Below are 12,090 nucleotides of genomic sequence, written 5' to 3' on the forward strand. Positions count from 1 at the left end.
GGCAAGTGACGACAATGTCATGTTTGCTGCGTTTTTGCAAAGTTACGGCCCGAGAACCAGGCGACGCCGAACGCCAGCGCCGCCAGTGCCAGGAACAAATAGTTGCCCATGCGGATGAATGGCGTCATGCCGCCCATGCCCTGCACCTGGGCCGCCAGGACGCCGTTGCTGTACATCGGCAGGGAATGGACGATCTTGCCGCGCCCATCGATCACGACCGTCGCGCCGGTGTTGGTGGCGCGCAGCATCGGCCGCCCGGTTTCGAGCGAACGCATTTGCGACATCTGCACATGCTGGGGAATCGCCACCGATTCGCCGAACCAGGCCAGGTTCGACATATTGAGCAGCATCGTGGCCGGATGCGGCATGGTGCGCAGCTGTAAGGCAATTTCTTCGCCAAAGGCATCTTCGTAACAGACATTCGGCAACACCAGCTGGTCCTTGACGGCAAAAGGGCTCTGCACTTGCGCCCCGCGGCTCATGTCGCCCAGCGGAATGTGCATCATGTCGACGAACCAGCGGAAACCCAGCGGAATGAACTCGCCGAACGGGACCAGGTGGTGCTTGTCGTAGCGGTAATCCTGGCCGGACGGGTTGACGCCGATCACGCTGTTGGCATAGCTGCCGGGTCCGTCGGACATGGGAATGCCGGACAGGATGTGGCTGCCGGTGGCGGCGGCATAGTTCTTGAGCGACGGCAAATAATCGGGCGGCAGGTACTGGGGCAGGCTGGCGATGGCAGTCTCCGGCAGGGCGATCAGGTCGGCCGGCTGGGCGGTGATCATGCCGCGATACATTTCCAGCGCGCGCAGTACGTGGTCCGGATCGAATTTTTTCTGTTGTTCGACGTTGCCCTGCAACAGGCGCACGCTGATCGGCTTGCCTTGCGGTGCGGTCCAGGCCACGAAGGTGAGCCCGTAGCCGGCCGCGAGGATGGCGCCGAGCAAGCCCATGCCGGGCCAGCGCGCGCGCTGGGTCAGCATGACGATGCAACTGGCGCAGACGGCCGCGATCGCCCCGATGCCGTACACGCCGACAATCGGGGCGTAGCCGCCCAGCGGGCTGGCGTTATGGGCGTAACCGGTGGCCACCCAGGGGAAGCCCGTCATGACCCAGCCGCGCATCCAGTCCGACAAGCCCCAGGCCACCGGCAGCACCAGCAGCAGGAAACTGGCAACCGGAAGGGACCAGCGCTTGCGCAGCCAGGTCGACACCCCGCTGGCCAAGGCCCCGAACAAGCCCATGTACAGACCCAGCAGGCACACGGCCGCCACCGCCATCGGCCCCGGAATGCTGCCGAAGCGATTCATGGAGATGTATAGCCAGTGCATGCCGGCAACCGACCAGCCGAAGCCGAAGGCCCAGCCGATCAGGCTGCTGCGGCGGACATTGGTGTCCATGCCGATTTGGTAGAACAGGAAGGCGAGCGCGAGGATTTGCAGCGGCCACCAGCCGACCGGCGCGAACGCCAGCACGCAGGACGCGCCCGCGAGGGCGGCGAACAGCATGGGCAACAGCGTGGTGCGGGGAGCGCGCAGCGCCGGATCGAGCGGAACGGTCGAGCGGCGCAACATCAATCGTGTTCGTCTTCGGGCAGCGGAAGTTTTTCCACCAACAAGACATGCACCTGGCGCGCGTCGGCACGCAACACTTCGAAGCGCAGGTTGGCCACGTCGAAGGTGTCGCCCTTGTGCGGCATGCGCCCGAGGTGGCTGGCAACGAGGCCGCCAATGGTGTCGACGTCGTCTTCGGGCAGGTTGGTGCCGAGTTCTTCGTTGAACTGGCTGATCTCGGTCAAGGCCTTGATGCGCCAGCGCGGGCCGAGCTGGCCTTCCTTGATCGACAGGATGTTGTCTTCTTCTTCATCGAAATCGTATTCATCCTCGATGTCGCCGACAATCTGCTCGAGCACGTCTTCAATCGTGATCAGGCCGGCAACGCCGCTGTATTCGTCGACGACGATGGCCATGTGATTGTGATTGGCGCGGAAATCGCGCAGCAGCACATTCAGGCGTTTCGATTCTGGAATGAAGATGGCGGGACGCAGCATCTCGCGCACGTCGAACGTTTCTTCGGCGTAGTAGCGTAGCAAGTCCTTGGCCAGCAGGATGCCGATGACCTTGTCGCGTTCGCCCTCGATGGCAGGGAAGCGCGAGTGGGCTGTTTCCAGCACTTGCGGCATCCATTCCTCGATCGGCTTGCTGATGTCGATGACGTCCATCTGCGAGCGCGGCACCATGATGTCGCGCGCGGACAGGTCCGAGACCTGGAACACCCCTTCGATCATGGACAGCGCATCGGCGTCGATCAGGTTGCGTTCATGGGCGTCGTGCAGCACTTCAAGCAGCTCGGCGCGGTTTTCGGGCTCGGGAGAGATCAGTGCGGTCAGGCGTTCAAACAGTGACCGGTGGGTCTTGGCGTCCGTTCGGACGTCATTAGGGTGCTCTGGCATAGTTGGCGTGAGCCGTTGTTGCGATAGGCGTAGGATACACCAAAAGCGGGGTTGCCTGTTTTTTAAGCGGAACCGGGGCCGGTATACGGGGCACGATGGCGCTGGACCGGGCTTCTTCGCCGGCATCGGCCACCGTTGCGCCGTTGGTGGGCATCAACGGGCAGTCGCGGGAAAGGCGCGCTGGCGAGCGAGGCGCTCGCGCGGCTGGGGGAAATAGCGCGCCCCTCTCGCCGGCGCCGCTTACACCATCGCGCCCGACTTCCATGCGCTGGCCAGTTCCGGCGGCCAGAAGGCGCGCGGCGCGATCATCAGGCACAGGGTGTCCGGGTGGGTCAGCACCGGGAACCAGGCGCCGTGCAGCACGTCGGCCGGCATGTGCTTGCGGATCGCCAGGAAGGACGAGATCATTACGCGCCGCTGCGTGAGCATGTCCGGCACCGCCATGTCCTGCGGGCGTTGCTGTTCGGCGGCCAGGCAGTGGGTGATGTGTTGCAGCGCGGCCGGCGCCTCCTTGCCCTTGTACGAAGACAGCTCTTGCGCGATGCGGTGCAGCGCTTGCGGGCGCGCTTCGAAATGGCGCTCGAGGCTGTACGCCAGCAGCGCCGGCATGTCGTGCGGACCCTGCGCGAACAGGGCCTTGTCGGCCTGGACCAGCGAGGCCCACACCACCATGCCTCTTTCGAGCAGCAGATGCTGGCGGCGGTAGATCTCGGCCAGGCTGTCGCCGCCCAGCCAGCCCGGGTTGTCGGCGCAGGTGGCGGCGTAGTCGGCCGGCGTGGCCGTGCGGCGCCACTTCATGACGGCGTTGCGGACCTGGTCGAGCGCCAGCGCCATCGCGGGAGCGGCCGGCCATTGTTCGATCTCGCCCGGCGCCAGCGGCCCGGCGCGTTCGTCGGCGGCCTGCGGCAGCAGCTTGCGCGCGTAGTCCTGCAGCGATTCGGCGCGCGCGTCGGCCAGCAGCGTGGCGACCGTGGCCAGCGGGTAGGTGGTGTGTTCCACGCTGTCGAGAAAAGCCATGAAGCCGCGCGCGCGCGCGCGCTGGCGCGCAAAGGCCGGATAGGCGCGCACCATGTCGTCGTAGTTCATCCATTGCCACTGGCCGTGGTCCGCCGTGTTGCCGCGCACGACTTCCCCCAGATAGGCGCCGGCCGCGTCGATCACGCGCTCCAGTTCGTGCGCAGGCACGGCCGCGCCCTGCTGGCGCAGCTGCCCGAGCCAGGCGTCGAGGTGGCGCAGCGAGGCCACGCTGTAATCGAGCTGCTCGCGTGGCAGTTGCGCCGCGAGCGGCAGGGCGGCGGCGTCGCTCGCCAGCAGCAGTGCGCACAGCTGCGGGATGCGGGCGGCGATATCGTCGGCGCGCGCGCAGGCGCTGGCGTCGCTCACGGCAAGCCGGGCGTACCAGCGCGCCACGCTGTCGTCGGCGCCGTTGACGATGTGGTCGAGCACTTGCAGGTGCGGATGGCAGATGCGCCCGCGATGGGTGCGCACCACCGCCAGGCGATGTCCGCCGCGCGTGATGGCGCCCCACTGGCCCCCGATCTGGCTGGCGACGACGCAACCGAGGTAGTCGCCGGCGCGCAGCGCCCAACTGGCGGCGAGCGGGCTGCTGAAGGCGGCGTTGGCCGGCTGCTTGGCGCGTTCGAGCAGGTACCAGGCGTGCAGCTTGTCGAGCAGGGCCGACAGCGCATCGATGCTGGCGCCGCCGCCGTCGAGCGTGAGCTGGTATTTGGCGCGCACGAAAGCGACCAGCCTGGCCTGTTCGGCGCGGGCGCCGGCATCGATCCCGCGCTCGCTGGCAAAGCCGGGGCGGTGCGTGGACAGGCCCGGACCGGGGCTGATCATGGTGGCGCTGTGGGCCAGCGGCCCCAGTTGCGCCGACGCCAGGAACAGGCGCGCGCTGTCGTCGTGCACGAAGCGGTAGAACGGCTGGTAGAGCGGATTGGCGCCAATGGCGGCGTCGACGCGCGCGGTCAGGTTGCGCAGCACGCGCAGGGTGGCGGCGTTGCAGGCTTCCGGCCGGATCGCCAGCTCGATCGTCACTTCCTTGGCGCTGAAGTCGCCCTCGTCGAACAGCTGCAGGCCTTTGGCATAGGGCAGGCCGGGAGGCGCCACGTCCGGCAAGCGCGTTTCCAACTGGTCGGGCCAGAGCTGCTGGGCGCTGTCGACCTGGCGCACGCCGTTGGCGCAGGCGGCCATCAATGCCGGCGGCAGGGTGCAGTCGCCGTGCAGCGGGGTGTACACCATGTCGAGCGCGTCGTCGAACACGGCGCAGCCCAACTCGCGCATGCACTCCCACACCAGTGCGCGCAGCGGCGCGTCGAAGCGCGGGCGTTCGAAGCCGACGCACAGGGCGCCGCCGGTGCGCGCGCCGATGAGGGTGGCGCCGGCCGCCAGCTCGTTGGCGAAGGTGATTTCGGTGTCGTACAGGCCGCGACCGGGTTTGCCGTGGCGCGCGAGGATGGAAAGCAGGACATCGAAAGGCATGACAGCGCTTTCGCCGTCGGCGAAGCGCTGCAGGTAAAGAAAAGTCGTCACGAAAATCCCGGAAAGGTGCAAAGGCACGTCAGCGCGCCGCCGTACATACGATTTATACAGTGCCGTATGGTACTTCAGAGCCCCGTTCCGGGTCCATCAAAGCGTTAGCATTGTGGAAAGAAAGTGACAGGCGCGCGCGTCGCCGGAGGTTTCAGGACGCGTACGGATCGGGGTAGCCGAGCGCGGCGAGGATGTCGCGCTCGAGCTGCTCCATCTCGGTCGCCTCGTCATCGTCGTCATGGTCGTAGCCTTGCGCGTGCAGCACGCCATGCACGATCAGGTGCGCGGCATGCTCTTCCACGGTCTTTTTCTGTTCCAGCGCTTCTTTTTCGAGCACGTCGGTGCACAGGATGATGTCGGCGCGGGTGGGTTCATCCTCGGCGACGTCTTCGCCTTCGTTGTAGGCGAAGGTCAGCACATTGGTGGCGTAGTCCTTGTCGCGGTAGTCGCGATTGAGCACACGGCCTTCTTCGGCGTCGACGAAGCGGATGGTCAGTTCGGCCGGCGCCAACAGCGCCGCCTGCACCCAGCGCCGCACTTTCGGGCGCGTGATCGATTCGCGCAGGCGGGGGTCGGGATACTGGACCGACAGCGACAGCTTATTTTTTGCGGACATTTTTAGCGATAACAGGTTTCGGCAGGGCGGCCAGGTCGTCGACCGAGGCGGCCGATTCGTACGCATCGACGATGCGCGCCACCAGCGGATGGCGCACCACGTCGGCGCTGGAGAACTGGGTAAAGGCGATCCCGCGCACGTCCTTGAGCACATGCACGGCGTCGCTCAAGCCGCTCTTTTGGGTCTTGTGCAGGTCGACCTGGGTGACGTCGCCGGTGACCACGGCCTTGCTGCCGAAGCCGATCCGGGTCAGGAACATCTTCATCTGTTCGACGGTCGTGTTCTGCGCTTCGTCGAGGATCACAAACGCGTGATTGAGGGTGCGCCCGCGCATGTAGGCCAGCGGGGCGATCTCGATCACCTGTTTCTCGAACATCTTCTGGGTGCGGTCGAAACCGAGCAGGTCGTACAGCGCGTCGTACAAAGGGCGCAGGTACGGATCGATCTTCTGGGTCAGGTCGCCCGGCAGGAAGCCCAGGCGCTCGCCCGCTTCCACCGCGGGACGGGTCAGGATGATGCGCTTGACGGCGTCGCGTTCGAGCGCGTCGACCGCGCAGGCCACCGCCAGGTAGGTCTTGCCGGTGCCGGCGGGACCGACGCCGAAGCTGATGTCGTGTTCGAGGATCGAGCGCAGGTACTGGATCTGGTGCGGCGTGCGTCCGCGCAGGTCGTGGCGGCGCGTTTTCAGCGTCGGGCTGTTGATCTCGATGTCGGGCAGCGCTTCGGTCGGCGTGCTGTCCGGGCTTTGCTGGCTGTGCAGGCCGGAGCGCTGTTCGACCAGCGCCAGTTGCACTTCTTCGATCGGAACGATCTTGTTGGCGACGGCGTAGAAGCGCTCCAGGATCTGGACCGCGTGTTCGGCGTTATGGCCGCTGACGATGAATTTTTCGCCGCGCCGGAAAATGGTCACGTCGAGCGCCGAGGAAATCTGGCGCAGGTTCTCGTCGAGCGGTCCGCACAGGTGGGCCAGCCGCGTGTTGTCGAGCGGCTCGGGAATGAAATAGTGGGGCTGGATAGGGGTCTTGGTTTTCAACTGGCGCAGGCTAAAGTGTCACCGCGCGCAACGAGTTCGCCGCGCAGGGTGTAGTTAAAACTCTCGGTGATGCGCACGTCGGCCATCTGGCCGATCAGCGCGCTCGCATTGATGCCGGGTTCGAAATTGACGACCCGGTTGTTTTCGGTGCGGCCCTGCAGTTCGGCGGCGTTCTTGACCGACGGCCCTTCGACCAGGATGCGCTGCACCGTGCCGACCATGGCGGCGCTGTACTTGCGCGTGTTGGCGTCGATCGCCGCCTGCAGCTGCTGCAGGCGCGCCAGCTTGACGTCGTGCGGCGTATCGTCGGCCAGGTTGGCGGCCGGGGTGCCGGGGCGCTTGCTGAAGATGAAGCTGTAGCTGGTGTCGAAACCGACGTCCGCGATCAGTTTCATCATCGCGTCGAAGTCCGCTTGCGTCTCGCCCGGGAAGCCGACGATGAAGTCGGACGAAATCGACATGTTCGGGCGCACCGCGCGGATGCGCCGGATGATCGACTTGTATTCGAGGCCGGTGTAGCCGCGCTTCATGGCGCTAAGCACATTGTCGGCGCCATGCTGGGCCGGCAGGTACAGGTGGTCGACCAGTTGCGGGATCTTGGCATACGCGTCGATCAGGCGCTGGGTGAATTCCTTCGGATGGCTGGTGACGAAGCGAATCCGTTCGATGCCGGGAATGTCGGCCACGTATTCGAGCAGCAGGGCGAAATCGGCGATGTCGCCGCCTTCCATCACGCCGCGAAACGCGTTCACGTTCTGGCCGAGCAGGGTGATTTCCTTCACGCCTTGGGCGGCCAGGCCCGCCACTTCGGTCAGCACATCCTCGAAGCGGCGCGACACTTCCTCGCCGCGCGTGTAAGGCACCACGCAGTAACTGCAGTATTTGCTGCAGCCTTCCATGATCGACACAAAGGCCGAGGCGCCGTCCACCTTGGCCGGCGGAAGGTGGTCGAATTTTTCGATTTCGGGAAAGCTGATGTCGACCTGGGCGGCGCCGCTGGCGCGCCGTTCGCGCATCATCTGCGGCAGGCGGTGCAGGGTTTGCGGGCCGAACACCATGTCCACATACGGGGCGCGCTTGACGATGGCGGCGCCTTCCTGCGAGGCAACACAGCCACCGACGCCGATAATCAAGTCGGGGCGGGCCAGTTTCAGCTCGCGCAGGCGGCCGAGGTCGGAAAAGACTTTTTCTTGCGCTTTTTCACGGACCGAGCAGGTGTTGAGCAAAATCACATCGGCGTCCTCCGGCGTGTCGGTGCGAACCAGGCCGTCGGACGCGCCGAGCACGTCCGCCATTTTGTCCGAGTCGTACTCGTTCATTTGGCAACCGAAGGTTTTGATGAAGACTTTTTTCTGCATGGAATGATCAACGTGGCGCTGCAGCCTGGTTTCAGGCGGGGTTGCCAGTTTATCGTAAATCAGCGGGGGCGGCCATGTTCGCGAGGGCAAGCTCCGCACAGCCCGGTATTGCACCTGTTCAACGGCCGGCTTAGCCGCCCGTCATTCTTCCATATCGCCCGGAAAAGTTTCCAGTGGAAATGTTTCACAATTGCCCGATTGGAGCTTGGCTATTTCTTCTTGTAAATCAATGAGTTCCGAGAGAATTCTGTGAACGGACTGAGCACATGAAAAGTTCTTGCGTGCGCCACAATTTATCTCGCTGTGTTGAAATGACGATGTGACAAGCTTTCCGGCGGATAGCTTGATTTCAAACAATGTCACCTATGCACAGGTAAGTTGTACTTATGGCATATGAGTCTAATAATGTGTTTGGAGTTTCAAGTGCGTTGGAAGTGAGTAGCGCAGAGCGCATACGATCCGGGAACGTGCTTTTAAGCCAGTTATCAGATTTGTTCTGTTTAATCACGCTCAAGGGCGATTTTCCGGGAACTTATTAAGACGCGTATGGGTCTTTAACATAGTTCGTAACGGCATTATTTCAACCACTCACCACGAGGTAAAATCATGGCACACCATGCTCTGGCATCACAGGAAAGTTATAACCCCAACCATCTGCTCGACATTTTGCTTGGCAAGATGCAGCTGAAAAACGATGCAGCGCTGTCGCGCATGCTCGAAGTCGCGCCACCGGTCATCAGCAAGATCCGCCACCACCGCCTGCCGGTCGGCGCCTCGCTGCTGATCCGCATGCACGAAGTGACCGGCATGAGCATCCGCGACCTGCGCGACCTGATGGGCGACCGCCGCACCAAGTACCGCCTGTCCGACGCCCAAGGCCGCCCCAAAGCGACCGAGGAAAAACCGGCGGCACCGGACGCATCGACGTCCGGAAACTATGCGCACTAAGTCCTCCGGCATGGCGCTTGCACGGGAACGCCGACCAACCTACTGCGCGGCACAATTTTTGCCCTGTGATGCTCACCGTACAATCGTACGGCTGCGCGTCTCGGACAAAACTTGTGCCGCTCGCTACGGTTTTTCGGCATTCCCGGCTGTCATGCCAGCGGAACGGGGCGCCTGATTCCGCCTCTGCATGCAGAGGCGGGTCGGTCAGCCCATCAGGATCATCGTGATTTCTTCGTACTGCAGTTCGGTTTCGCGGAACACCTGCAGGTAGCATTCTTCGTTCAGTCCCAGTGCGGTCCACGCCACCGGTGACACGGCGGGCACCAGATCGTCGCTTTCGCGCCCCAGGTCGAGCGCATGCACAATGGCGTTGGCCACATGCACGATAGTGGCCAGCAAGCCTGCGTCCGGCGCGCCCGGATCATGGTGGAAGGCGATCGCCATCTTCATCGTATCCGAAAAATTCCAGTGTTCGGCCAGCGCCATGCCGGCCTCCACATGGTCCACACCCATCACCGCCAGCTCGGCATCTTGCACATACGTATCGTTGGCCGCGCGGTATTCCATCACTTGTTGATACAAATCAGGGTAGCTGCTCACCAGCACCAGGCGCCCGATGTCGTGCAACAATCCTGCCGTGAAGGCGTAATCCTGGTTGAAGCGCACCTTGCGTGCCAGCACCTTGGCGCAGCACGCGCTGCCGATCGAGTGGCGCCAGAACGCCTTGTGGTCGAAGGCGGCGCAGCGGCCCTCGGCGAAACAGCCGGTCAGGGCCGAGGCGGTGATCAGGTTGCGCGTGGTCTGGAAGCCGAGGTAGGTGATCGCCTGCTGGATGGTGGTCACGCGCACCTGCAAGCCGTACAGCGAGGAATTGGCCAGGCGCAGGGTCTTGGCGGTGAGGGCCTGGTCGTGCGAGACTTTTTTGGCCAGCACCGTGATGTCGATGTCTTCCTGGTCGATGCTGGTGAGCAGTTCCATCACCACCGCCGGCAGCGAGGGCAGGTCGGCCAGGCGCTTGAGGACGTCGTCGAGCACGATGGCGCTCATAAGGCGGCCTCGCGCGCGGCGCGGTAGTCTTCTATATAGCGGCGCAAGGCGCTGGTGGCCCAGTCGTGCGGTTCGTCCGGCTTGTGCTTGCGAAACAGCAGCGCCAGGCGCTGCACGCTGGCGGCGTGGTCGGGTGCGGGACTGGCGGCGGCCGGCGCGGCGCCGCTGCGCAGCACGGGGACGGCGTCGATGCCGTGGCTGGGCAGCAAAGCAATGGTGCGGTCGGTCAGGATTGCTCCCTTGGGCAACAGGATCTGTCCCTGTCGGTCGAGCAGATCGTCGGACAAGACCATTCCCGGGGCCACCTCGGCCAGTGCCAGGTGCTGGTAAGCTGCGCTCATAGGCATCCTCCCTCGTAAGGCTACGATCTTACCATTGCTGTCCGGGCCTGTGCGCTACGTAAAAAGCTTTACTTTTGCATACCCGCACACGGCAATTTCTTGCCAATAAGAAGGGCTTACCGTACATTCGGAGATGCATCGCGCGCATGCTGTTTTTCGGGAGGAATCGGATGTTCGGTATTCAAAGCCGGCTGAAACTGCTGTTCGTGGTGATCGTCACCCTGGTGCTCACCATTTCCGGCAGCTACACCCAGTATTCGCTGGGCAAAGCCCTGGAGGAAAGCAACCAGCGCCTGCGCAAGGGGGTGATCACGCGTTTGCAGATCAGCCTGCCATCGGCCCTGTGGGACCTGGACAAGTCCAAGGTCGACAGCATCGTCGAGGCCGAGATGCTGCCGCCCGAAGTGGTGGCGATCCGCGTCTACGACAGCTCGGTCGGCCTGTTCGCCGGCAAGCTGCGTGCGCCCGACGGCAAGCTGGTCACGGTCGATGGCGCGCCCGAGCCGGTCGGCCAGGCGGTCGACGCCGCGCTGGTGTTCCACGAAGGCGGCACCGCCAGCGCCTCGATCAAGCCGGTCTCGGTGGGGCGGGTGGTGATCAATTTCAGCCGCGCCCAGATCGACAAGGCGCTCGCTTCCGAACTGATACGCAAGGTGATCGAAGTGCTGCTGCTCGACCTGATCCTGGTGGCGGCGCTGGCGCTGTCGCTGCGGGTGGTGTTCGAGCCGCTCAAGCAATTGCGCGACGGCTTGTTCGACCTGGCCACGCGCGGCAGCGACGAGGTGGAGGAGTTGCCCGAGAACCGGCGCGACGAGCTCGGCGAGGTGATCCGCGGCTTCAACCAGATCCAGCGCCGCCTGAAATCGACCATCGGGCGCATTCGCGAAGCCGAGGATGCGGCGCGCCGCTCGTCCCAGCAGACCGCCCAGGCGATGCACGACTTGCGCCAGACCCAGGAATCGCTGCTCCAGGCGGAACGCTTGGCCTCGCTCGGGAGCCTGGTGGCCGGGGTCGCGCACGAAATCAACACCCCGGTCGGGATCGCCCTGACCAGCGCCTCGGTGCTCAAGGCCGCCACCGACGAGCTGGAAATCGCCGTCAAGGGCGCCGGCCTGAAAAAGTCCGACATCCTGCGGTACGTGGAAACGGCCAGCGAAAGCGCGCGCCTGATCATGAACAACGCCTACCGCGCGGCGCACCTGATCCACAGCTTCAAGCAGATCGCGGTCGACCAGACCAGCGAGGCGCGCCGTCCCTTCGGACTGCACGAATACATCGAAGAAATCGTCTCCAGCCTCCAGCCCAAGCTCAAGAAAACCCCGATCGCGCTGGTGTTGAACTGCCCGGACGACATCGTGCTCGACAGCTACCCCGGCGCGTTCGCCCAGGTCATCACCAACCTGACCCTCAATTGCGTGGAGCATGCCTTCGAGGTCGATACCGCCGGCGAAATCATGATCAGCGCCCGCCTCGACGGCGAAGTGGTCGAACTGCACGTCAAGGATGACGGCAGGGGCATCGCTCCGGACGTACTCGACCGCATCTTCGACCCGTTTTTCACCACCCGGCGCGGGCAGGGCGGTACCGGGCTCGGCCTCAATATCGTGTACAACCTGATCGTCAAGCAATTCCTCGGCACCATCGCCGTGAGCAGCACGCTGGGCCAGGGCACCCATTTCACCTTGCGCATTCCCAGGGTGACGCCGGTCGAAGGCGCGCCCGACGGCGCGGCGTAGTCACCGTCCTTGCGTGCGCCCAAG

The 12,090-nt window shown here is 64.1% G+C and carries 10 protein-coding genes; 2 read left to right on the forward strand and 8 right to left on the reverse strand.

Translation table 11 applies throughout. From position 1 onward, the window contains the following. Positions 1 to 17: 17 nt before the first annotated feature. The 6 genes from lnt to miaB form a co-directional block, all read right to left on the reverse strand. A complete protein-coding gene (lnt, locus tag F0185_RS00245) occupies positions 18 to 1,574 on the reverse strand; it encodes an apolipoprotein N-acyltransferase (RefSeq protein ID WP_167220507.1) in 1,557 nt (518 codons plus the stop codon). Next, complete coding sequence (locus F0185_RS00250; RefSeq protein WP_166887064.1) at positions 1,574 to 2,452, reverse strand: CorC family transporter; 879 nt, start codon at positions 2,450 to 2,452, stop codon at positions 1,574 to 1,576. Before F0185_RS00250 ends, lnt begins: the two co-directional genes overlap by 1 nt. A 240-nt stretch (positions 2,453 to 2,692) precedes the next feature. After that, entirely contained in the window at positions 2,693 to 4,987 is a 2,295-nt protein-coding gene (locus F0185_RS00255) for a hypothetical protein (protein WP_167220509.1), read from the reverse strand. Between the two features lie 151 nt (positions 4,988 to 5,138). After that, a complete protein-coding gene (gene ybeY / locus F0185_RS00260; protein ID WP_167220511.1) occupies positions 5,139 to 5,603 on the reverse strand; it encodes an rRNA maturation RNase YbeY in 465 nt (154 codons plus the stop codon). Beyond that, the gene (locus F0185_RS00265; protein ID WP_166872046.1) at positions 5,587 to 6,636 is read right to left on the reverse strand and encodes a PhoH family protein; all 1,050 of its coding nucleotides are present in this window, start codon (positions 6,634 to 6,636) and stop codon (positions 5,587 to 5,589) included. Before F0185_RS00265 ends, ybeY begins: the two co-directional genes overlap by 17 nt. Then, entirely contained in the window at positions 6,633 to 7,994 is a 1,362-nt protein-coding gene (miaB, locus tag F0185_RS00270; protein ID WP_167220513.1) for a tRNA (N6-isopentenyl adenosine(37)-C2)-methylthiotransferase MiaB, read from the reverse strand. The genes F0185_RS00265 and miaB overlap by 4 nt, the downstream gene beginning before the upstream one ends. 606 nt (positions 7,995 to 8,600) lie before the next feature. Here miaB and F0185_RS00275 point away from each other — a divergent pair. Then, positions 8,601 to 8,942, forward strand: coding sequence for a hypothetical protein (locus F0185_RS00275; RefSeq protein WP_166872052.1), 342 nt, complete (start codon positions 8,601 to 8,603; stop codon positions 8,940 to 8,942). 204 nt (positions 8,943 to 9,146) lie between these two features. Here F0185_RS00275 and F0185_RS00280 read toward each other — a convergent pair whose 3' ends face one another. Continuing rightward, complete coding sequence (locus tag F0185_RS00280) at positions 9,147 to 9,989, reverse strand: HDOD domain-containing protein (RefSeq protein WP_167220515.1); 843 nt, start codon at positions 9,987 to 9,989, stop codon at positions 9,147 to 9,149. Beyond that, entirely contained in the window at positions 9,986 to 10,330 is a 345-nt protein-coding gene (locus F0185_RS00285; RefSeq protein ID WP_167220517.1) for a hypothetical protein, read from the reverse strand. Before F0185_RS00285 ends, F0185_RS00280 begins: the two co-directional genes overlap by 4 nt. 170 nt (positions 10,331 to 10,500) lie before the next feature. On the opposite strand from F0185_RS00285, the gene F0185_RS00290 reads away from it, so the two are divergent. After that, positions 10,501 to 12,066 (forward strand): sensor histidine kinase, encoded by a 1,566-nt coding sequence (locus F0185_RS00290; RefSeq protein ID WP_167220519.1) that lies wholly within the window; start codon positions 10,501 to 10,503, stop codon positions 12,064 to 12,066. Positions 12,067 to 12,090 lie beyond the last annotated feature (24 nt).

This window comes from Massilia rubra (genome assembly GCF_011682065.1).
In the GTDB taxonomy this organism is placed as follows: Bacteria; Pseudomonadota; Gammaproteobacteria; order Burkholderiales; family Burkholderiaceae_D; genus Telluria_A; species Telluria_A rubra.

What these genes read in the sequence shown, in the direction of transcription:
- F0185_RS00285 (WP_167220517.1), bottom strand. Translation starts at nt 10,330, where the DNA reads ATGAGCGCAGCTTACCAGCACCTGGCACTGGCCGAGGTGGCCCCGGGA.
- lnt (WP_167220507.1), bottom strand. Translation starts at nt 1,574, where the DNA reads ATGTTGCGCCGCTCGACCGTTCCGCTCGATCCGGCGCTGCGCGCTCCC.
- F0185_RS00280 (WP_167220515.1), bottom strand. Translation starts at nt 9,989, where the DNA reads ATGAGCGCCATCGTGCTCGACGACGTCCTCAAGCGCCTGGCCGACCTG.
- ybeY (WP_167220511.1), bottom strand. Translation starts at nt 5,603, where the DNA reads ATGTCCGCAAAAAATAAGCTGTCGCTGTCGGTCCAGTATCCCGACCCC.
- F0185_RS00275 (WP_166872052.1), top strand. Translation starts at nt 8,601, where the DNA reads ATGGCACACCATGCTCTGGCATCACAGGAAAGTTATAACCCCAACCAT.
- F0185_RS00250 (WP_166887064.1), bottom strand. Translation starts at nt 2,452, where the DNA reads ATGCCAGAGCACCCTAATGACGTCCGAACGGACGCCAAGACCCACCGG.
- miaB (WP_167220513.1), bottom strand. Translation starts at nt 7,994, where the DNA reads ATGCAGAAAAAAGTCTTCATCAAAACCTTCGGTTGCCAAATGAACGAG.
- F0185_RS00290 (WP_167220519.1), top strand. Translation starts at nt 10,501, where the DNA reads ATGTTCGGTATTCAAAGCCGGCTGAAACTGCTGTTCGTGGTGATCGTC.